15 protein-coding genes and 1 tRNA gene are annotated in these 21,973 nt (G+C 61.5%); 4 read left to right on the top strand and 12 right to left on the bottom strand.

Going from position 1 to position 21,973, the window contains the following annotated elements; genetic code table 11:
* Positions 1-38: 38 nt before the first annotated feature.
* Positions 39-114: transfer RNA gene (locus B5M07_RS07360), tRNA-Thr, on the top strand.
* A 137-nt stretch (positions 115-251) separates the two neighbouring features.
* Here B5M07_RS07360 and purU read toward each other — a convergent pair.
* Positions 252-1,136 carry a formyltetrahydrofolate deformylase gene (gene purU, locus B5M07_RS07355; RefSeq protein ID WP_120350822.1) on the bottom strand — a complete coding sequence of 295 codons (885 nt, stop codon included), beginning with the start codon at positions 1,134-1,136 and terminating at the stop codon, positions 252-254.
* A gap of 222 nt (positions 1,137-1,358) precedes the next feature.
* Between purU and egtB the strand changes: the two genes are divergently transcribed.
* Entirely contained in the window at positions 1,359-2,621 is a 1,263-nt protein-coding gene (egtB, locus tag B5M07_RS07350; RefSeq protein WP_120350821.1) for an ergothioneine biosynthesis protein EgtB, read from the top strand.
* A 133-nt stretch (positions 2,622-2,754) separates the two neighbouring features.
* Here the strand turns inward: egtB and B5M07_RS07345 are convergent, their stop codons facing one another.
* Positions 2,755-7,974 carry a DUF11 domain-containing protein gene (locus B5M07_RS07345; protein WP_120350820.1) on the bottom strand — a complete coding sequence of 1,740 codons (5,220 nt, stop codon included), beginning with the start codon at positions 7,972-7,974 and terminating at the stop codon, positions 2,755-2,757.
* A 330-nt stretch (positions 7,975-8,304) separates the two neighbouring features.
* On the opposite strand from B5M07_RS07345, the gene B5M07_RS07340 reads away from it, so the two are divergent.
* Positions 8,305-10,812, top strand: coding sequence for a heavy metal translocating P-type ATPase (locus B5M07_RS07340; protein WP_120350819.1), 2,508 nt, complete (start codon positions 8,305-8,307; stop codon positions 10,810-10,812).
* A 9-nt stretch (positions 10,813-10,821) separates the two neighbouring features.
* Positions 10,822-11,217, top strand: coding sequence for a Cu(I)-responsive transcriptional regulator (cueR, locus tag B5M07_RS07335; RefSeq protein WP_120350818.1), 396 nt, complete (start codon positions 10,822-10,824; stop codon positions 11,215-11,217).
* Between the two features lie 74 nt (positions 11,218-11,291).
* Here cueR and choV read toward each other — a convergent pair whose 3' ends face one another.
* The 10 genes from choV to B5M07_RS07285 form a co-directional block, all read right to left on the bottom strand.
* Positions 11,292-12,311, bottom strand: coding sequence for a choline ABC transporter ATP-binding protein (gene choV / locus B5M07_RS07330; RefSeq protein WP_120350817.1), 1,020 nt, complete (start codon positions 12,309-12,311; stop codon positions 11,292-11,294).
* Positions 12,308-13,141: a choline ABC transporter permease subunit gene (gene choW / locus B5M07_RS07325; RefSeq protein ID WP_067626912.1), complete on the bottom strand. Its 834-nt coding sequence runs from the start codon at positions 13,139-13,141 to the stop codon at positions 12,308-12,310. Before choW ends, choV begins: the two co-directional genes overlap by 4 nt.
* Positions 13,142-13,227: 86 nt before the next feature.
* Positions 13,228-14,148, bottom strand: a complete 921-nt coding sequence (locus B5M07_RS07320; RefSeq protein ID WP_120350816.1) for a choline ABC transporter substrate-binding protein — start codon at positions 14,146-14,148, stop codon at positions 13,228-13,230.
* 128 nt (positions 14,149-14,276) lie between these two features.
* Complete coding sequence (locus tag B5M07_RS07315; RefSeq protein ID WP_120350815.1) at positions 14,277-15,896, bottom strand: caspase family protein; 1,620 nt, start codon at positions 15,894-15,896, stop codon at positions 14,277-14,279.
* A 119-nt stretch (positions 15,897-16,015) separates the two neighbouring features.
* Positions 16,016-16,411: a monovalent cation/H(+) antiporter subunit G gene (mnhG, locus tag B5M07_RS07310; protein WP_067630875.1), complete on the bottom strand. Its 396-nt coding sequence runs from the start codon at positions 16,409-16,411 to the stop codon at positions 16,016-16,018.
* A complete protein-coding gene (locus B5M07_RS07305; RefSeq protein ID WP_067630872.1) occupies positions 16,408-16,695 on the bottom strand; it encodes a K+/H+ antiporter subunit F in 288 nt (95 codons plus the stop codon). The genes mnhG and B5M07_RS07305 overlap by 4 nt, the downstream gene beginning before the upstream one ends.
* Positions 16,692-17,192 carry a Na+/H+ antiporter subunit E gene (locus B5M07_RS07300; RefSeq protein WP_067630869.1) on the bottom strand — a complete coding sequence of 167 codons (501 nt, stop codon included), beginning with the start codon at positions 17,190-17,192 and terminating at the stop codon, positions 16,692-16,694. Before B5M07_RS07300 ends, B5M07_RS07305 begins: the two co-directional genes overlap by 4 nt.
* Position 17,193: 1 nt before the next feature.
* The gene (locus B5M07_RS07295; RefSeq protein WP_120350814.1) at positions 17,194-18,738 is read right to left on the bottom strand and encodes a monovalent cation/H+ antiporter subunit D; all 1,545 of its coding nucleotides are present in this window, start codon (positions 18,736-18,738) and stop codon (positions 17,194-17,196) included.
* Positions 18,735-19,082, bottom strand: a complete 348-nt coding sequence (locus B5M07_RS07290; protein ID WP_120350813.1) for a Na+/H+ antiporter subunit C — start codon at positions 19,080-19,082, stop codon at positions 18,735-18,737. Before B5M07_RS07290 ends, B5M07_RS07295 begins: the two co-directional genes overlap by 4 nt.
* Before the next feature lie 2 nt (positions 19,083-19,084).
* Positions 19,085-21,943 carry a monovalent cation/H+ antiporter subunit A gene (locus tag B5M07_RS07285; RefSeq protein ID WP_120350812.1) on the bottom strand — a complete coding sequence of 953 codons (2,859 nt, stop codon included), beginning with the start codon at positions 21,941-21,943 and terminating at the stop codon, positions 19,085-19,087.
* Between the last annotated feature and the right edge of the window lie 30 nt (positions 21,944-21,973).

Raw genomic sequence — 21,973 nt, 5'->3', positions numbered from 1 at the left:
TGCACCCCCCGCGCCATTTCTCTAAATGAGCCCTCAGTGCCCCTATAGCTCAGCTGGTAGAGCAACTGATTTGTAATCAGTAGGTCCGCGGTTCGAGTCCGTGTGGGGGCACCACTTTTCCCGCCAGATGAAACACTTATCCTCACGCTGATCCGATACCTGCCGCCCGCGGTTTACGGATGCCTGTGCGCATTGCTCGCCCCCAAGGCCCCGCGATCACACCAGTTTCGGCGAACGCGGGGCCGTGGCGCTTACCCCATCAGCTTGGAACTGTAGCTGCCCGGCGATGCCGGAAAGACCACGGTTTTATTCCCGTTCAGAAAGACCCGTTGATGGGCATGGGCGTGGATCGCCCGCGCCAGGACGCTGGCCTCAACGTCACGGCCCAGCGACACATAGTCAGAGGCGCTTTGCGCATGGGTGACCCGCACGGTATCCTGTTCGATAATCGGCCCTTCGTCCAAATCGGCGGTGACGTAATGCGACGTGGCACCGATCAATTTCACGCCCCGCTCATAGGCCTGTTTATAGGGGTTCGCCCCCTTGAAAGACGGCAGGAAAGAGTGGTGGATGTTGATGATCCGGCCCGACATTTTCTGACACATTGCATCCGACAGGATCTGCATGTAGCGCGCCAGCACGACCAGTTCCGCGCCGGTATCCTCTACCACCTCCATGATCCGCGCCTCTGCCTGCGGCTTGTTGTCCTTGGTTACCTTGATGCAGTGAAACGGAATGTCATGGTTCGCCACCACCTTTTGATAGTCCATGTGGTTCGAAATCACGGCGACGATCTTAATCGGGAGGGCGCCGATCCGCACCCGGTAGAGCAGATCGTTCAGACAATGGCCAAAGCGAGAGACCATGACCACGACCTTCATCGTGGTGTCTTGGTCGTGGAAATCATAGGTCATGCCAAAGGGTTCTGCGACCGCATCAAACCCGTCGCGCAGGCTCTCAAGCGTGGCCCCGGTTTCCGCCTCTGCGCTGATGCGCATGAAAAACTGGCCGTTCTCCGTGTCGTCGAACTGCGCGCTGTCGGTGATATTGCACCCGGTTTCGGCGATGTAATTGGCGATGGCGGCGACGATCCCCCGTTTCGAGGGGCAAGTCACGGTCAGGCAGAACTGGGTCATGGGGTGGTCCTTTGGGCGGTTGTACGTGGCGGCAGGGGGCCTGTTTTGCTTACGCAACGGATTGCAGGCTCCACGCGGGAAGGCAAGCGATAGCGGGCTCACGGCGCCGCCAAAGCGGCCCATACCAAATGGTGAGCATCTGTTATCGCTTGAAATCTACGCGGCGGCCTTAAATTTGCCCATAGTGGACCCTGTCTGCGGACCATCAAAGGAGCGCCCGAAATGAACGCCAAACCCCAGCCGATGTCCCCTGATGAGGCCTTGAGCCTTTTCGCCACCACCCGCAGCCGGACGCAGGCTTTGGCAGCGCCGCTTTGTCCCGAAGACATGATGCTGCAAAGCATGGAGGATGCCTCTCCGGTGAAATGGCATCTGGCCCATACGACGTGGTTCTTTGAGGAGTTCATCATCAAACCCCGGGTCGCTGACTATCGCTCGCCCGATGACCGTTTCGCGGTGCTGTTCAACTCCTACTATGTGCAGGCTGGACCGCGTCATGCGCGTGACAAACGCGGATTGGTCTCGCGCCCCGATGGCGCTGCGGTGGGGGCCTATCGCGATCATGTGGAGAACAGCCTGAACGATCTGATGAACGCCAGCCGCGACGATGCCGATGAGATCGCTCAACTGGTTGAACTGGGCTGCCACCATGAGATGCAGCATCAAGAGCTGTTGATCACCGACCTGCTCCACGGGCTGAGTTTTAACCCTTTGCTGCCCACCTACAAAGACCCCGAGCCGCTGGCGGTCACCGACGAAATGCCGCTCAACTTCAGCCGCTACAGGGGCGGTCTTGTTGAGATTGGCCATGAGGGGGGCGGCTTTGCCTATGATTGCGAAGGGCCGCGCCACAAGGTCTGGCTCGATCCCTTTGAGATTGCCGACCGTCCGGTGACCAACCGCGAATGGATTGCTTTCATGGAGGACGGCGGGTACAGCGACGCGCGGCTATGGCTGATGGAAGGCCATGCCGTAGCGCAGCGCGAAGCATGGGCGCATCCGCTCTACTGGTGGCAGCAGGATGGCACATGGTGGACCTTTTCCCTGCGCGGGCCGCAGCCTGTCGCGCTTGATGCGCCGGTGGTCCACGTCAGCTATTATGAGGCCGAAGCCTTTGCCCGTTGGGCCGGGGGCCGTTTGCCCACCGAAGCCGAGCATGAAGTTGCCTTTCGCGATTTGCCGATCAACGGCAATCTGATGGGCGATGCCGATGCCATCGGCGCCCTACGCCCCCTGCCCGGCAATGGCATTTGGGGCGATGTCTGGGAGTGGACCGCCTCTGACTTTGCACCCTACCCCGGTTTCCGCCCGCCTGAGGGTGCCTTGGGCGAATACAATGGCAAGTTCATGGTCAACCAGCGCGTGCTGCGCGGCGGATCTTGCGCCACGCCAAAGCAGCAGTTGCGCCCGAGCTACCGAACGTTTTTCTATCCGCATCAACGTTGGCAGATGATGGGTCTGCGGTTGGCGTGCGACGCGGATTAAGGCCTGAGCGGAGTAAGGCCCCGGCGGGAAAAGCCCCGGCGGGAAAGACCGGGCGGAAAAGGCCGAGCGGAAAAGGCCGAAACGCCGGAGCATCGCGGCGCCCCGGCATGAGCCTTGCCGCTGGGCCCGCGGCCTATTGAATGCCAACCCTGAACTGCACTGCCCCGGTCTCACCCGGCAACATCTGCCCGGTGCAGTTCCACTCGATCGCCCCGGCATAGCCTGCCAGGTTGCTTGCTGGCCGCACCAAATCACAACTGAGGTTGGGTGAGACCTGTTGCGGATCGACGATGGATTCCGACAGCTCCGTATAGGGTGGGGTCATGTCGTAAATCTTGACGTTTGATGCCTGGGTGGTCGCATTGTTGCGCAGGTATATTCGGTAAAGCAGGATATCATTCACACCGCCAAGGTTGATGGTCCCTTCACCGGTGCCTTGGGTCTCATTCTCCACCGTTTTGCGCAGCTCGATCTGGGTCGATTGCCCCCCGACCGAGACTTCGTCGGTGTTGCTGGCCGAACTGGTCACCGTGGTGCGCGCAAAGGCCGTGGCCGCCAGCACCTGATAGACATAGGTACTGCCCTGCCCAGCGCCAGACCCGGCAGAAACCCGCGAGACGATACAGACGGTTTGCCCCGTCGTGACCGCGATGGGACCGGTGATCGGCCCATCGACACTGTCGTCACAGCCGATGTCTTGGAAAAGTGCCGCGCTGAACGCGCCGGTTGGGGTCGAGGTGGCACCGGCGTAGGAGAAGGTCACCTGCCCTTCGGAGGTTGCGGTATAGATATGCGGCAGGGTCGCGACCTGCCCCTGAGCGACCGTCGTGGTTTGGTCGTTGGTCAGGCTGGGCAGTTGCAACAGGCCGATATCCAGTCCCATGCGATTGCCGAAAGCCTCAGGGGTGAAGGTAAATTCACCGTCATGGGGGTTGGCGTTCACCAGGTCGGGCAGACCTGCCGCGGCTTCGGAAATCGCGCGGTAGTTATTGGCCGGGATCGCACGGATCGTGATCGGACCGCTATAGGCGCCGGAGAGCCCATAGCTCCACGTGCCATCCGTCGCCAGCCCGGGGGTGGCCAGCACCGCGCCGCCACTGTCGAGGATCTCCAACACCGCCGAAGACGCCCCTTCTTCGCTGCCATTGCGCAGCGCGTCATGCGCGGTGCCGCCGCCCGCCCCATTGTCGATGAAGACACGGCCCGTCAGGATCCGCTCACCTGTCACAAGGTTCACGGAATAGGACGCTTCGTCGTCATCGGGCAGCTGGTCGAACAGGTCATCGGTCAACGGCCCCGTATTGGGATCGCTGTCGGGATCGGGCAGCGAGCTATAGATGATCTCGGCCTGGTTGGTGAAATCACCGCTGCCAAGCACCGTGGTGGTGATGGTCAGGGTCTCGCTCGCCCCGCTGAGCAGTTCATCCACGAACCACAACCCGGTATCGGGGTCATAGGTATCCCCGGTCGCGGGCGCATCGTCCGAGACATAGGCAAAGCCGCTTGGTATTTGGTCAATCACCTTGACGCCCGAGGGCGAGCCGCCGCTGACATTGGTGATCGTAATGATCCAATCAATCGTGTCCCCTTCCGAGACATTTGTGATCGGCGTCGTCGTCCCGGTCGCGGCGGCGATTTTGCTGAGTTCAAGATCACTGCCCGCCGGATCGAACCCGAAGTCTTGGTCACTGGTCACGCTATTGCCGGAAACCGGGACGCCAATCAGCGGGTTAGAGGTGCCGATGGTCAGCCCCGAGGGCAGATCAGGGTCCGCCTCATCCAGCGCGACGCGGTAGGTCGTGTTCACCATCAGGTCACCCACCGCATAGGTGCCATCGGCCAATGTATCCGTTGTGACAAGAAAGATATCATCGGCGGTATTGGCCGGGGTGCCATTGTCGGCAAAGACCGAGATGCCCACGCCCGCCCCGAAATTGGTCTCCCCATTGTCCTTCACGTCCGATGCATCCGCGTCCTCATAGATGTTGCCCGAAATGCCCCCCAGCGGGATCGGTGCTGGCCCCCGACAGGAGACGCCATCGCTGCGCCCGCCTTCGTCAAAGGGAATGCCGGAAACCAGCTGCGGCACACCCGTCGCCGTCGAAATCACGAAAAGATTGTTGGTGGTGTTGGAATAGCCATAGAGCCTGCCATCACGGTCAAACCACAGCGCATCGAACTCGCCCGCATAGACGGCAGGGCCAATCGCCTGCGGTGTCACGCTCCCCGGTGTGCCGTTGTTGACCGCCGCGCGAAACAAAAAGCCCGAGTTCCTGTCGATCCCATACATGATGCCGTCGACGGGATTAAAGGCGAGGTCTTCCGCATTGACTCCGATGGTGAGTGCGATGTCACCCAATACAATCGGTGCAGCAGGGTTGGTCAGATCAACGATCTGCCATGTATTTGGGTCAACTTCGTAGATCAGTCGCCCATTGGGTAGAATATCCCCGGCGTTCAGCGCATCGTCCGCGCCGGGGATGTTGCCGAAATCCGTGATGTCGCCAGCCCCATCAATCCGGTAGAGCCTGCGGGTGTTCTGCTCCACGCCATAGATATAGCCATCCAGCGCGTTGTAGCCCCAAGCGCCATCGCGGTTCTGCCCGGTGCTGCCAGAAGCCTCAACCGTCGTGGCGTAGCTGCCGCCGCTATCGCGGAAGGTCATACGCACCAGTGTAGAAGGTCTGTCGACGATGGCATAGAGCGAGGCATCGCAGACCAGCGGTGGCGGATCGCTGGAGATGGTCAGCGTGTAGTCTTCCACCTCCCCTTCGAAAGCAGTGGCAAGGCCGGTGCTGTCCGTCGACCAGCGAAAACGGGCGTAGGTGGGCAATGTGGTCGCCCCTGCGGGCACCGCCACCTCGAAAAGGATTGTCCCATTGGTCAGACCATCCTTATCCAGCAGACCGCCGTCTTGCAGGTTCAGCGCGACCTGCTCTCCGGCTTGGTTAAAGGTGCCGTCGCCATCAAAATCGATGAAGGCTTGAAGATAAGAAGACCCCGGCGCTCCGGCCAGATCGCTGACCGCCACTGTGATCTCGGCCAACCCGCCGCGATAGAACTGTGGCAAGGTCACCCCGTCTTCGTCATCCGACCCATCGGTATCGTCGCCCGTGGCCCCGATGGAGTTCTGCGCCAAAAGATCGATATCGGGCGCTGTGCTGCCCAGATAGACCTCCGGCGCGCCGGGGCCTTCGATGATATGCTGCGGATCGCCATAGCTGGCAGGGGCATCGCCGCGGTCGGCGTCGGGCGGTGTTCTGATGGTAATGCCATAGTCTTCGACTTCCCCATCGGGGGCGGGGGTGATCGCGTCCAGCCCAGGCGTTGAGGACCAGCGCAGTCGGACGAAAGTCGGGGTCAGCACCGCCGTGACCGGCACGCTGACGGGGAATGAAATTTCACCATTCACCAGCCCATCGAGATCCTGCGCCCCGCCGTCTTGGATATCGGTCGCGACCTGATCGCCAAGAAAGAGGCCATCGCCGCCGAAATCGACAAAGGCCTGCAAATATCCGGTGCCGGGCGTGGGCTCGTTCACCACCACGGTTACGGTGCGGGTCAGATCGCCGTAGAGTTGGGGAAAGCTCTCTTCGTCCTCGTCATCCTTGCCGTCGAGGTCATCGCCCGTGCCATCGACGGAATGCTGTGCCGACCCGTCGCCATCACCGTTGAGCGCGCCGATCCAGTATTGCGCGGTATCCGCGTGCTGCGGATCGCCATAGGTGACCGGCGCATCGCCCCGGTCGGGGCCGGAGCCTGCGTAGATCGTCGTGGGGTCATCGCGCCCCTCGCCTGGCCCGTTGGACGCGACACCATCCCCGTCGCCGGGATTTTCGGAATCCGACAGGTCCGAGACAACCGTCCCGCCCGGCGTCTCGGCAGTGACCTCCGCTTGGTTGCTGATCGTGGTGTCCAAATCTTCGGGCACCAATGTGTAGGTCGCCGTATAGACGGCCTTTTCGCCAACCAAGAGCGTGCCTTCGGGCGACAGCGATGTCGCGGCCTGAAAGGTGATCACGGGCGGCACGCCTTTGCCGCTGAACTGCGTTTCGGCAAGCTGCACATTGGTCAGATCGACATTGCCAAAGTTCTCAGCGGTAAAGACATAGGCGATCGTCTCTCCCGGGTCGGCATAGCCGTTCAGGTTGGCATCGACCAATTGCGCAAGTTTCAGCAGACCGACAGAGCCCACATCGATCGAGACCTGCGCCGGGGCCGAATAGGCCCGCGGCTCATTGGGCAGGATGATGGGCGATTGATAGCGGTAGCCGATCGGCGTCGGCGCGGCAAAAAAGGCCACGAAGGGGGTAAAGGTCAACTCTCCGGTCAGATCATCATAGCTCCACGTGCCCTCTCCCAAGACATCGAAACCCACCCGATGGCCTTCGGAATCGGTCACGATATTCTGCGCCCCGGCGGGCGGGATCAGATCGATGGCCTGTTTGGAATATTCGCTGGGCTGCCCGGAATTATTGGCGGGCGCATTGTTATTTTCGGTCGCGACGCTGTCATTGAACAGGATGTTCACCACCACAGGCTCGCTCAGCACCTGCTCTTTCACGTCGTCCTGCAGAACCGGTGCTTTGAAGTCACCACATTTCAGGTCATAGGTCTGCGCTTCGTCATAGGTTGGATTAGCAAGCCGGACGAGGAAGCCGTTGTTGGCGGTCCGGCCAAAGCGAAAGGTCGAGGTCTGCGGGTAGAAGATTTCCAAACCCGATACCGGCTGGTTGCTATAATTGCGATCCCCAGCGAGATAGAACACCTCTGTCCCGAGGTTCGCGTCCGGCCCTTCGATATAGCCGCGATAGGTGGTCGCACTGCGGTCAATCCGAACATATTCGACCGTCCCGTCGCAAATATTTACATAGACCTGCTCATTCAGCGGCCCATCAATGTCATTGATCTGAAAAAAGACATCCGCCACCACCGGCACGCCGCCCGTGTTGGTCGAGATGTTATGGGTGCCTGCCTCATAGAGGAAGAAATCCATGAAATGAGGGTCTTGTCCGGTCGAGGTGATCTGGATCTGCCCGTTGCCAGTGGCGAAAACATGATCCCGACCCGTAAAGATCATCTCACCAACAATATCGACCGTCACCCCGCCAACCGTGCCCGCGTTGCGCCACAAGGCCCGCTCACCAATGCCCGCCCCGACCACAGTGGGGGCGGCGACAGGATTTAGGATCAACTGCTGGGCCACGGCGACCTTGGTCAGCAAGGCGAACGGAAGCAGCGAAAAGAGCGCCTTCGAGATCACCCGCAGCCCTGTCTCCCGCCCGCCCCAAGCGGAGAGAGAGCGCAAACCCTGCGCCACGAACAAGCCGAGAAAATGAAAATAAAAATGCATATCTTTGCTCACAATCTTTTAAAGCAGCCTAGCAATGAACCTTTAAAACAGCTTAGCGACGAAGCGGGTTGGGAGGACTTACGCAGAAAGGTATTAAGATATGCTTCCGGTCAGACAGGTGGCAGAAGACTAGGCGCCGATACTACCTTCGCATATACCGCTACGCCTTAGCCGCTCCCCAAAACGGCCCCAGCCCCTGCCCCGCTTCGGCCTGCTGTTAACCGTGATTCGCCTCCCCCTCGGCCCCTTGCTCATTTTTTCAAAATCCCCCCTTGACCCTCCAGCGACTGGAAGCCCCATATTCGGCATATGACGGATAGAGGACGTGAAATGGGCAAAGCAGATACACTCACTTTTGGCGTGCAAAACATGAGTTGCGCGTCTTGTGTCGGACGTGTGGAGAAAGCGCTGAACGCGCTGGATGGGCTGCACGAGGCACGGGTGAACCTAGCGGCAGAGAATGTGCGGGTGACGACAGAACCGGGTTTTGACGCGGCAAAGATAGATGCGGCTCTGGTGCAGGCGGGCTACCCCCCGCGCAAGACCACCCACCGCCTGCGGCTATCCAACATGAGCTGCGCCTCCTGCGTGGGCCGTGTGGAACGGGCGCTTTTGGCGGTGCCTGGTGTGATCTCGGCCTCGGTGAACCTTGCCAGCGAAGAGGCGACGGTCGAGAGCTTGGAGGATGCCGATCTGTTGCCTGCCCTGCGCGATGCGGCGGCGCAGGCCGGCTATCCTGCGACAGTCGATGCGCCCGCGGCAGGCAGCCCTGATGCGACAGCGCGCAAAGAAGCGGAAGTCTCCCATCTCAAACGGATGACCCTGTTGGCGGCGGCGCTCACCCTCCCGGTCTTCGTGCTGGAGATGGGCGGCCACCTGATCCCTGCATTCCACCATTGGATCGCGGCCACCATCGGGAGGGAGACAAGCTGGTTCATTCAGTTCATCCTCACCACCCTCGTGCTGGCGTGGCCGGGGCGGCATTTCTATAGCAAGGGGCTTCGCGCTTTGGCGAAAGGCGCGCCGGATATGAACTCTCTCGTGGCGCTTGGATCGGGGGCGGCATGGCTCTTTTCGGTCACCGCGCTCTTTGCGCCGGGGGCCCTGCCCGAGGGCAGCCGCGTGGTCTATTTCGAAGCAGCCGCCGTGATCGTGACGCTGATCTTGCTGGGCCGCTACCTTGAGGCACGCGCCAAGGGGCAAACCGGGGCCGCGATTACCAAGCTTATGGGCCTGCGCGCCAGCAGCGCAAGGGTCGAGCGGGATGGCACAGTCGTTGAGTTGCCGTTGGACAAGATCGTCGCGGGCGATATCATCTACCTCCGCCCGGGCGAGAAGATCGCCACCGATGGCGTCGTCGTCGACGGGCAATCCTATGTCGACGAAAGCATGATCACCGGCGAGCCTGTGCCGGTGGAAAAGGCCAAAGGAACGGAGGTTGTCGGCGGCACGGTCAACGGCACCGGCAGCCTGACCTACCGCGCCACCAAAGTGGGCGGTGACACTGTATTGGCGCAGATCATCCGCATGGTCGAAGAGGCCCAAGGCGCAAAGCTGCCCATTCAGGACTTGGTCAACCGCATCACCCTGTGGTTCGTCCCGGTGGTGATCGCCGTGGCGCTGGTGACCTTTGGGGTCTGGCTTGCCTTTGGCCCATCGCTTAGCCACGCTTTGGTGGCGGCGGTAGCGGTACTGATCATCGCCTGCCCCTGCGCCATGGGTCTGGCCACGCCGACCTCAATCATGGTCGGCACCGGGCGCGCGGCGCAACTGGGCGTCCTGTTCCGGCAAGGCGATGCCTTGCAAAGCCTGCAAAGCGTCAAGACTGTCGCTTTGGACAAGACCGGCACGCTGACCAAGGGCACGCCCGAACTGACCGATCTGGTGATGATGAACGACCTGCCCGAGGATGAGTTACTGCCCCTGATCGGCGCGGTCGAGGCGCGCTCGGAACATCCCATCGCCCAAGCCATCCTGCGGCGTGCAGAAGCTGCGGGCCCAATACCGGGCGAGGTCAGCGATTTCCAATCCCACACTGGTTTTGGCGTCAGCGCGACGGTCATGGGCCGCCGGGTCACATTGGGTGCGGACCGCCTTATGACCCGCGACGGGATCGATCTGGGCGACACCGGGCGGATCGCGGCGGAGTTGGCAAAGGCCGGGAAAACCCCGCTCTACGCCGCGCTAGACGGTCAGCTGGCGGCGGTGATCGCCGTGGCCGACCCGATCAAACCCGGCACGCCGGAAGCCATCGCGCGGCTGCATGACCTCAATCTCAACGTGGCGATGATCACTGGCGACAACCGGGTCACGGCAGACGCCATCGCGGCGCAACTGGGCATCGATTGGGTCATCGCCGAAGTGCTGCCAGACGGCAAAGTGGCCGCCATCGACAAGCTCAGAGAGGGCGACAACCGCATCGCTTTCGTGGGCGACGGCATCAATGACGCCCCCGCCCTCGCCCAGGCCGATGTCGGGCTCGCCATCGGCACCGGCACCGATGTGGCGATCGAAGCCGCAGATGTGGTGCTGATGTCCGGGGACCTGCGCGGCGTGGTCAATGCCATCGACGTGAGCCAGCGCAGCATGGCGAATATCCGACAGAACCTCTTTTGGGCCTTTGGCTACAACGTGCTGCTGATCCCGGTCGCCGCGGGTGCATTCTATCCGCTGACCGGCTGGCTTCTGTCGCCCGCTCTGGCCGCCGGAGCGATGGCCCTGTCGAGCGTTTTTGTCCTCAGCAATGCCCTGCGCCTGCGCTGGATTGCCGCCCCCTTGGCAGAAAACGCAACCCCCTCACACGGCCCCCGGGCCACCGCCCCCGTGGCCGCAGAATAGGAGCGCACCATGAACATCGGAGAAGTCTCACAACATACGGGCCTGCCGCCGAAAACCATCCGCTATTACGAAGATATCGGATTGGTCAAACCGCTGCGGGATGCCAACGGCTATCGCGCCTTTCGCGAAAGCGAGATGCACAAGCTCGCCTTTTTAGGCCGCGCCAGAACCTTGGGTTTCAGCATTGAGGATTGCCGCAACCTGCTGGCTCTTTGGGAGGACAAAAACCGTGCCAGTGCCGACGTGCGGGCCATCGCCAAAGAGCATCTGGCGCAGATCGAGGCCAAGATCAGCGGCCTGCAAGAAATGCGCGACACGCTGAGCACGCTGGTCCGCGACTGCGCCGGGGATGATCGACCCGACTGTCCGATCCTAAAGACCTTGGGCACCGCAGCGGCCACATAACCACCGCTTTCAATAGCAAAAGGCGCCGCCCAGCCAAGCCGGGCGGCGCCTTTTGCGTTTTGTCAGATCCCGGCCTAGGCCTTGAGCCGGTCCACGATGCTATGCGCCGTGACCGTCCCGATCTGCGTGCCGTCTTCCATCACCGCCATCGCCGCATCCGCCCCGCGCAGCCGCTCCATCAACGCACGCACCGGGGTCTCTGCCGTGGTTTCGCCCTGCGTCGGAGCGCCGTCAACCACGCCCATCACGTCGCGCGCGGTCAGAACCTCCAGCGGGTTCATATTGGCCACAAACTCCGCCACATAGTCCGAGGCGGGGTTCGAGAAGATTTCACGCGGCGTGCCGATCTGCACAATCCGCCCGCCTTCCATGATGGCGATGCGCCCGCCCAGCTTGAAGGCTTCGTCAAGGTCATGGCTCACGAAGATGATCGTGCGGTTCAGCTCGCGCTGCAGGTCCAGCAGTTCATCTTGCAGCCGCGTGCGGATCAACGGGTCGAGCGCAGAGAATGGCTCATCCATCAGCAAAATCGGCGCTTCGGTGGCAAAGGCGCGGGCAAGCCCCACACGCTGCTGCATCCCGCCCGAAAGCTCGCCCACCTTGCGGTCGGCCCAATCGCTGAGGCTCACCAGTTTCAACTGCCGCTCGGCCCGTTCCAGCCGCTCGGTCTTGGGGACATTCGACAGTTCCAACCCAAGCGCCACATTGTCGCGCACCGTGCGCCATGGCAGTAGGCCGAACTGCTGAAACACCATCGACACGCATTCACGGCGCACGCGGCGCAGCTCTGCGGCATTGCTGGCGTGGATGTCACAAGACCAGTTTTCGTCATGCACATGCACCGTGCCGCGCACCATCGGGTTAAGCCCATTCACCGCGCGCAAAAGCGTCGATTTGCCCGAGCCCGAAAGACCCATCAGCACAAGGATCTCGCCATTCTCGACGGTGAGTGAGCAATCATGCACGCCCAGCACCTGCCCGGTCGCCGCTTCAATCTCGGCACGGCTTTGGCCTTCGTCCATCAGCGGCAAAGCCTTTTCAGGCTTGTCGCCAAAGACGATGGATACATTGTCGAATTCTACTGCTTTATTCATTTCCGTCCCACCCGCAGGATACGGTCAAGCATGATCGCCACGACGACGATCACCAACCCGGATTCAAATCCCAAGCCTGTGTTCACTTGGTTCAAGGCACGCACCACAGGCACGCCCAACCCATCTGCCCCGACAAGTGCGGCGATCACCACCATCGACAGCGACAGCATGATGGTCTGGTTCAGACCCGTCATGATCTGCGGCAGCGCATAGGGCAGTTCGATCTTCCACAGGGTCTGGCGCGGCTTGGCACCAAAGGCCTGCGCGGCCTCAAGCAGCGCCTTGGGCGTCGAAGAGATGCCCAATTGCGTCAGCCGGATCGGCGCGGGCAGAACAAAGATCACCGTGGCGATCAGGCCCGGCACCATGCCGATACCGAAAAAGACAATTGCGGGGATCAGATAGACGAAGGTCGGCAGCGTCTGCATCAGGTCCAAAACCGGGGCCACCCAAGCATACAGCCGGGGCCGATGCGCCACGGCGATGCCAATCGGCACGCCCACACCCATACAGACCACACAGGCCGAGAGCACCAGCGTCAGGCTCTCCATCGTCTCTTCCCAGTAGTCTTGGTTGAGGATGAACAGGAAGCCCAGCACCACAAAGGCCACGGTCTTCCAATTGCGTTGAATGCCCCATGTGATCGCGGCAAACACGGCGATGAGGATCAGCGGGTGCGGGGTTTGCAGCACCCAGAGGATCGCGTCGATCAGCCGTTCCATCAGGTCCGACAGCCCGTCAAAGAACCACGCCCCGTTCGTTTGCAACCAATCCAGCGCGTCTTCGGCCACATCGGCCACGGGGATCTTGTTTTCTGTCAGCCAGTCCATGTCAGTCCTTCAGGATTGGAGAATTTCGCATGAGAATGACCCGCCCCATTACTCTGAGGCGGGTCTTTTCCATCATATCGCGATGATCACTTCAGCGAAGCGACAGCTTCCATCGCGTCGCCACCATCGACGGTGGTCACACCGTCCAGCCAAGTGCTGAGCACGTCGGAGTTCGCTTTGATCCAAGCGGCGGCTGCCTCTTCCGGCTTTTCGCCGTCATCAAGGATCGCGCCCATGATCTCATTCTCCATTTCAAGCGTGAACTCGAGGTTGTTCAGGAATTTACCAAGGTTCGGGCATTCCTCAACAAAACCGGCGCGGGTGTTGGTATAGACCGTCGCACCGCCCAGATCGGGGCCGAAGTAGTCATCGCCGCCTTCCAGATAGGTCAGATCGAAGTTGGCGTTCATCGGGTGCGGCTCCCAACCAAGAAAGACAACGGGCTCTTCTTTGCGGGTGGCGCGCTGGACTTGGGCCAGCATCCCCTGCTCGGAGGATTCAACGACCTCGAACTCGCCCAGTTCAAATGCATTCTCGTCGATCATCGACTGGATCAGACGGTTGCCGTCATTGCCGGGCTCGATGCCATAGATTTCACCTTCCAGCGCATCCGCGTTGGCGGCGATGTCGGCGAAGGTCTTGATGCCCATGTCGGCGGCGGCTTTGTTCACAGCCAGCGTGTATTTCGCGCCTTCAAGGTTGGCGCGCACGGTGTCGACGCTGCCTTCTTCGCGGTACTTCGCGATGTCGCCTTCCATGGTGGGCATCCAGTTGCCCAGAAACACGTCGATGTCGCCCGACGCCATGGAGGTGTAGGTCACCGGCACGGCGAGGATCTTGGTCTCGGTATCATAGCCAAGCGCGTCCAGCACAACAGAGGCGGCGGCGGTTGTCGCTGTGATATCGGTCCAACCCACGTCGGAGAAGGTGACTTCGTTGCATTCAGCAGCAGCCAGCGAGGTCGCGGCGACCGTCGCCAGAGCGGATGTCATAAGCAGTTTTTTCATTGGTGTTCTCCCCAGAGAAGTTTTTATTGACTGATGCGCCAATCAAAAGCCATCGGCCGCGATATTGCAACCGGATTAATTTCGCCAACTTACTGGAGGGCAAAAAGCAATACTACTTGTTTCAAAACTCACTCCCGCGCGGCCTGTTTCGGGCGCAGAACCGGGGTGACATTTTGGTCCGCACCCGGCTCGGGTTCGGCGTCAATCTTCGGGGTCTCTTCGGCGGGGGCGGCGGGCGTCTGAGCAGGCGCAGCCACGGGCGTGGCGGGCGTTGACGGGGGCGCTTCGGGGGTGTCGGCCCCTCGCGTTTCCTCAACGGTTTCAGGGGCTTCTCCCTGCCCCTCTGCCGCTTTCATCCCAAATGCCGCACGGATCGCGGCTTGGGTTCCCTCGCCGTAAAGCCCGTCGATCGCGCCGTCGTAAAATCCAAAATCCGAAAGCTTGCGCTGCAGGGCTTTGCGGGTCTCGCTGTTGAAAAGTTTGGGCTCATCCTGCATCAGCCCCAGCAGCGTGCCGTCCCCCGCCCGCAGCGCGCGATAGAGATAGAGCGCCGCATCCGCCGCCCCGCGACCGGGCACTTTGCCATCGTCGATCATCGCGGCAAAGTTGAACATCGCCGCCGGGTGTCGCCTATCGGCTGCGCGGCGGAAATAGTCCAGCGCCAGATCGGAATCGGTTTCCTGCCCCAATTCGCCCTGCAGATGGATGAACCCCAGATCGTTCAGCGCGCCGGCATGGCCCCGCTCGGCGGCGTCGCGATAAAGGGCCGTGGCGCGGGCCTCATCCTGACCGACGCCGCGCCCTTCTTCGTAGAGTTGTGCAAGCTGATACCGCGCCTCGGCAGAGCCGGTCTCTACCGCCCGCATCAGTTGGGCCACAGCGGTTTCCGGGTCATAGCGCGGATCGTCAGGGTCGCTTTGCAGCGCGGCGAGACCAAGTTGGGATCGGGTGTCCCCTTGCCGCGCCAATTCGGCCAAGCGCTGGCTTTGCGCGGGGTCCAAATCCCCCCATGTCTGCGGGGCCGCATCCGCGCTGTCCGTCTCTGCGATGAAAGCTGGCGTCGGGGTCAGCCGCCCAAAGCGCCGGGCGGAGAGGCTGCCGCCGCTACGGCTGCGCAGCGTAGCGCGAAATCCGTCCAGCATGGCGCCGACTTCGACATCCGGCTCGGTCAAAACCTCGGCCAATGTGGCCGCGAAAAGGCCCGCGTTTTCACCGCCCTTGTCACAGGCGCCCACCTCACCGGAGGTGACGACCAGCGTGCCAAGACGCGGCTCGGGCGGCGGCAGCGGGGCGGTCGACTGGCGCGGGGCGGCATGGCAGTTATCAAGCAAAACAAGCCGTATCTGTCGCGCCTTGCCCGCCGCACGCAGCAGCGCAGGCAGCGCCACCCCCTGTTGCCGCAGCGCCGAGGCCGGGGCCAAGGGCGCATCGACCGGGATCAGATAGCTCTGCCCGCCCGAGGCGACGCGGCGACCCGCGTAGTAGATCAAGGCGATATCCGCCGTTTCGGCCTGAAAGGCAAAATCAGAGAGTTCCCGTTTGAGCGTGGCGCTATCCGTGTCGATCAGCGTGGTAACATCGAACCCCTGCCCCTCTAACGTTTGGGTCAGCAGCGCGGCATCGGCGCGCGGCCCGTCAAGCGGGGCGGCATCCTCATAGGCAGAGATGCCAATCACCATCGCCACACGGTCTTGGGCCGCTGCAGCGAAGGGCAGAAACAACATCAAGAGGATCGCGGTCAAACGCATATGGCGGGCTCCTTTCGGTCAGCTTCGGTTGGGCGGCGCCGCCCATTAACCTATGCTGGCAGGAAAAGGTTTCCACCATCGTAACAGTTTGAAATGAATCCGACCCTTGCTGCCGTGGTTTAGGCGTTGGGCGAAGTCTCTTCGATCTCGCGGTCTTCTTCCGGCACATTGAGCGTGGCCCACGTATCGCCATCCGGCAGTTCCGGCGGATGCGGCAAGCAATCGCGCCGGTGGATATTCGCCTTGGCCATGAAATTTGCCGAAACCGGAGCCGTGACAAAGATGAAGGCCATGATCAGCAGTTCATGCAGCGACCCCGTACCAGACAGAAACGAACTCACCATGGCCGCCAACAGATAGGCCCCGATCCCCAGCGTCGCGGCCTTGGTCGGCGCATGCAGGCGGGTCATCGGGTCGTTCAGCTTGAGCAAGCCAATCCCGGCGACAAGCACGAAGAAACTGCCGATCACCAGCAGCACGATGATAAAATAGGTGGCGATGATGTCGGGGCTCATTCGATGATATCTCCGCGCAAGACGAACCGGGCATAGGCCACGGTTGAGACGAAACCCAGCATGGCGATGATCAGCGCCGCCTCGAAATAGATCTGCGTGCCTTGCAGGATGCCCAAAAGCACGATGATGCCGATGGCATTGATGAACATCGTGTCCAGCGCCAGAATGCGGTCCCCGGTGCCGGGGCCGATCCACAGCCGGATCATCGCCATGAACTGCGCGATGGCGACCAAGGTCAGGGCACCATAAAGCGCAAGGGTCAAAAGGTCGGTCGCTTGGGTCATACGAAAATCTCCTTCAAGCGGCGTTCGTAGCGGTCTTTGATCTCATCGCGCACGGCGTCGGGGTCAGTGGCGTCCAGCGCGTGTACCAGCAGGTAGCGCCCGTTGTCCGACAGATCCGCCGAAACGGTGCCGGGGGTCAGGGTGATGGTGCCCGCAAGGATCGTGATCGCTTCGGGTTCTTTCAGGTCCAGTGGCACGACAACCCAGGCGGGCGACATGCTGGCGTTGGATTTGGTCAGGATGATCCATGCCACTTGGATATTGGCGATGATGATATCCCACAGGACCAAGATCACATAGGCGATCATGCGCAGCGGGCGAATGCCTTGGGGCCGGTCGGTCCACCACCGCGCGGTCAGCACCGGGATCACGATCCCGAGGATCAGACCAAAGACAAGCATGCCAGCGCTGAACTTGTTTTGCAGCAGAATCCACACAACGGTGAGCAACAGGGTCAGAAACGGGTGCGGCAAGAGCCAACGGATCGGTCGCATCATATCAATGGGCCTCCTCTTTGCCGTCCGACAGCTTGCCGGGGGTCTCCAGCACGGTGCTCAGGTAACGCTCTGGCCCGAACAATTGGTTCGAGATCGCCGTGGCATATTGTGTGGCGGGGCCGGCCAGCAGCGTATGCGCAACCAAAAGGGCCAGCAGGCCACCCACGGCCACATAGCTCAGTGCCGATGGTGCCTCGGCTGGGGTGGCCCCGTCTGGTGGCGCGACACTGCGCGACTTCCAAAAAACCATGCTGCCCGCGCGGCCAAAACCCACGAGGCTCAAAAGGCTCGCACCCAAGATCACGGCCCAGATCCAGACCCAATAATCATTCTCGGCAGCGGCATCCATGATCAGCAATTTGCCCAGAAAGCCCGAAAGCGGCGGCACGCCGACCATGGCGATGGCAGCAACGAAGAACAGCGCCGAGGTCAGCTTGGCCCCCGCCACCTGCGGCTGCGCCGTCAGATCAAGGTTATCGCGCCCCGCCCGCGCCAGATCGGCAATTAGGAACAGCGCGCCCGCCGCCAGTGTCGAATGCACGATATAGTAAAGTGCCGCCGCGATCCCCTCGGGGGTAAACAGCGCAATCGAGATCATCACCATCCCCATCGACCCGATCACCGAAAAGGCCACCATACGGTCCAACTGCTTTGCCGCCAGCACGCCGATCATGCCAAGCGCCAGCGACAGCAGCGCGGCAGGCAGCAGCCATGTGGTGTGCAGGTCCGCCGTGGCGGCAAGGTCTGGCGGGAAGATCAGCGTATAGACGCGGATGATCGCATAGGCGCCGACTTTGGTCATGATGGCGAAGAGCGCCGCCACCGGGCCGGGCGCTTCGGCATAGCTGGATGGCAGCCAGAAGTGCAGCGGCACCACGGCCGCTTTGACCGCGAAAACCATCAAGAGCAGCACCGCTGCGATGCGGATACCCACGGTCGCGCCTGCATCAATCAAGGCCACCCGCTGTGCCAGATCGGCCATGTTGAGCGTCCCCGTCTCGGCATAGATAGCCCCAAGCGCAAAGAGAAACAGCGTCGAGCCCAAGAGGTTATAGAGCACATATTGCACCCCGGCCCGCAGCCGCGGCGTGCCGCCGGCGTGGATCATCAACCCGTAGGAAGCGATCAGCAGCACTTCGAAAAAGACGAAGAGGTTGAAAAGGTCGCCCGTCAGGAAAGCGCCCATGATGCCCATCAACTGGAACTGGAACAGCGCGTGAAAATGCCGCCCGCGTTCGTCCCATTTCGAGCCGATGACATAGAGCAGCACGAAGAGCGCCAGCACCGCCGTCAACGTCACCATCAGCGTCGACAGACGGTCGCCCACCAACACGATGCCAAAGGGTGCTGCCCAATCGCTGAGACGGTAGAGCATGACATCGCCGCTCGACGCCTCAAGCGACAGGCCAAGGCCCACGGCGACCAGCGCCAGCGCCCCGAACAGCGACAGCACCCGCTGGATGGTGATGTGATAGCGTGCGGCCAGAATGATGAAGGGCGCAATGAATGCGGGCAGCACGATGGGCAGGATCAGCCAATGGGTCATGTGCGGTCCTCCGCCTTGGTATCGGTCAGCGGGTCGTCGACATGGTCGTCATTGTTGCCCAGATAGGCTCCGAGGGCGATCATCACCACCACGGCGGTCATGCCGAATGAAATCACGATGGCGGTCAGCACCAGCGCTTGGGGCAGCGGATCGGTATAGCGCGCGGCATCCGTGAGGATCGGCGGCGCGCCCACGGTCAAACGGCCCGAGGCAAAGAGAAACACGTTCACCGCATAGGTTAGCAGCGATGTGCCCATGATGACGGGAAAGCTCCGCAAGCGCAGCACAAGATAGAGGCCAGAGGCCGTCAGGATGCCGATGGCGGATGCGACGAGAAGTTCCATGTTTATGCCTCCGCCTTGGTGGTGTCTTCGCGCGATGGGTCGATGTCCATCGGGTGATCGGCCTCAGGCACATGCGCCCGGCGGGCCAGCCGCGAGAAACTTTCGAGCGACAGCATCACCGCCCCGACAACGGCAAGGAACACGCCAAGGTCAAAGAGCGCGGCAGTCGCCAGTTCGAACTTGTCGAAAGGCGGGATGCGCACATAGGTGAAATCCGAAGTCAGGAAAGGTTTGGCAAAGAGCCACGACCCGATCCCCGTCAGCCCCGCGATCAAGACGCCGGTGCCGATGATCCCGTGATAGGGATAGCGCAGCCGCGCCGAAGCCCAAGCAAAGCCGCTTGCCATATATTGCATCACCACCGCGATCGACACGATCAACCCGGCGATGAAACCGCCGCCCGGCTCGTTATGGCCACGCAGGAAGATGTAGAAACCCACCATCAGCACCACTGGCATGATAACGCGGGTCATGACCACCATCATCATCGGGTGCCGGTCCCCTGCCCGCGGCTGGTCTGGCTTGCGGTTCAGCAAACGCGCCCGAACGGGGCCCGACAGCAGCGTTTCGGTCAGCGCATAGATCAGCAGCGCGGCGATGCCCAGAACGATGATCTCACCATAGGTGTCAAAGCCCCTGAAATCGACAAGGATCACGTTCACCACATTGGTGCCGCCGCCACCTTTGTAGGAGTTGGCAAGGTGGAATTCGGAAATGCTCGGCGCGACGGTGTCACGCAGCAGGTAGTGATAAGACAGCGCCATGGTCGCCGCCCCCGCCGCGAGGGAGACCACAACGTCGCGCGTCCGACGCAGCACGCTGCTTTCAATCGGTGTGCGGTTGGGCAGGAAGTTCAGCGCCAAGAGCAGCAGGATAATCGTGACCACCTCAACCGTCAGCTGAGTCATCGCCAAGTCGGGCGCGCTGAAGAAGACAAAACCAGCCGAGACGATCAGCCCCACGATGCCGATCAAGATCAGCGACAACAGGCGGTTGCGGTGCAAGAACACCAAGCCGCAGGCCGCCGCCACCAGCATCAGCCAGCCCGCGATCTGAACCGCATTGGTCGGCTGCACCGCGCGGGTCGCCGCTCCCACCGTGCCAGTGGCCCAAGCGTAATAGCCCACTGCCACGACCGTCACCGCCATGATCGCGGCATAGCGCGAGAACGCCCCGTCGTGCAGACGCAGCGAAATCGCCTGCGACAGGCCGACAAAGGCCGCGATGATGCGGTCAAAGATCGACTTGGCCTCGGGCCGGGGCGTGGCATCCCAAACACGCAGAAGCGGGGTGAAAAGCGCCAGCAGGATCAGGCCACCGACAACGGCGATGATCGACATATAAAGCGCCGGACCCAGCCCGTGCCAGATTTTGAAATGCGCCGAGGGCATCTCGGCCGCGCCGCCGAGGACGGAGGCGGTCACCAGTTTGACGAAAGGCTCGGCGAGGAAAGGCGCAAGACCGATCACCACCACGGGGATGATCAACAGCGCAGGCGGCAGCCACAGGCCGGGCTTAGGGTCATGCGGATGGTCGGGATAGTCGTCACGCTCTTTGCCAAGGAAGGTATGGCCGATCAGGCGGAAACTATAGGCCGCCGAGAAGAGCGCACCAAAGGTCGCAAGCCCCGGCACCAGCCACGGCATGTCAAAGAGCTTCGTGTGCAGGGTCTCTTCCAGCATCATCTCTTTCGACAGGAAGCCGTTGAGCAGCGGGATCCCCGCCATCGACAGCGCCGCCAGCGTGGCAATGACAAAAGTCACCGGCATCAGATGCCGCAGCCCGCCCAAGCGGCGGATGTCACGGGTATGCACCGCGTGATCCACGATCCCCGCCGACATAAAGAGCGCGGCCTTAAAGGTCGCGTGGTTCAAGATGTGAAACACCGCCGCCATCGCGCCAAAGGCCGTGCCGGTGCCCAAAAGCATGGTGATCAGACCAAGGTGGCTGACGGTCGAAAAGGCCAGCAGCGCCTTCAGGTCATGTTTAAACAGCGCAATCACCGCGCCCAGCACCATGGTGATCAGACCCGCCGTGGTGACGATGACGAACCATTCCGGCGTGCCAGACAGCACCGGCCACATCCGCGCCATCAGGAAAATCCCCGCCTTCACCATCGTGGCGGAGTGCAGATAGGCCGAGACCGGCGTTGGTGCTGCCATCGCGTGGGGCAGCCAGAAGTGGAACGGGAACTGCGCCGATTTGGTGAAACAGCCCAAGAGGATCAGGATCAGCGCGGGCAGATAGAGCGGCGAGGCTTGGATCATCTCGCGGTTGTCGAGGATCACGCTCAGGTCATAGCTGCCGACGATTTGACCCAACAGGAGCATGCCACCAATCATCGCCAGCCCGCCCATGCCCGTCACGGTCAACGCCATGCGTGCGCCTTGACGGCCTTCGGGCAGGTGTTTCCAATAGCCGATCAGCAGGAAGGACGACAGCGAGGTCAGCTCCCAGAAGATCAGCAGGATTAACACGTTATCGCTTAGAACGATGCCGACCATCGCGCCTTGGAACAGCAGCAGATAGGTGAAAAACTCACCCATATGATCGTCGCGTGACAGGTAAGACCGCGCATAGGCGATGATCAACAGACCGATGCCAAGGATCAGACAGGCAAAGAAAAAGCCGAGGCTGTCGAGCATCAAGGTCAGGTTCAGGCCAAGCTGCGGGATCCAGTCAACCCGCGCGGTAACCAATTCGCCCGCCAGCACGGCAGGCAGATGCGTTAGCAACCCCACCAGCGCCACGAGGGTCACCATAAAGGTCACCCCGGCGCAGGCTTGACGCCCTGCGGAATTCATCAGTCCGGGTAACAATGCGCCCAAGAAGGGCAAGGCAACGATAAGGAAGAGGGACACGCGAACTCCTGATCTGGCGGACTGAAAGGT

Origin of the sequence: Sulfitobacter sp. D7, from assembly GCF_003611275.1 — a bacterium.
Classification (GTDB): Bacteria; Pseudomonadota; Alphaproteobacteria; order Rhodobacterales; family Rhodobacteraceae; genus Sulfitobacter; species Sulfitobacter profundi.
This window is presented reverse-complemented; position numbering and strand designations above follow the sequence as displayed.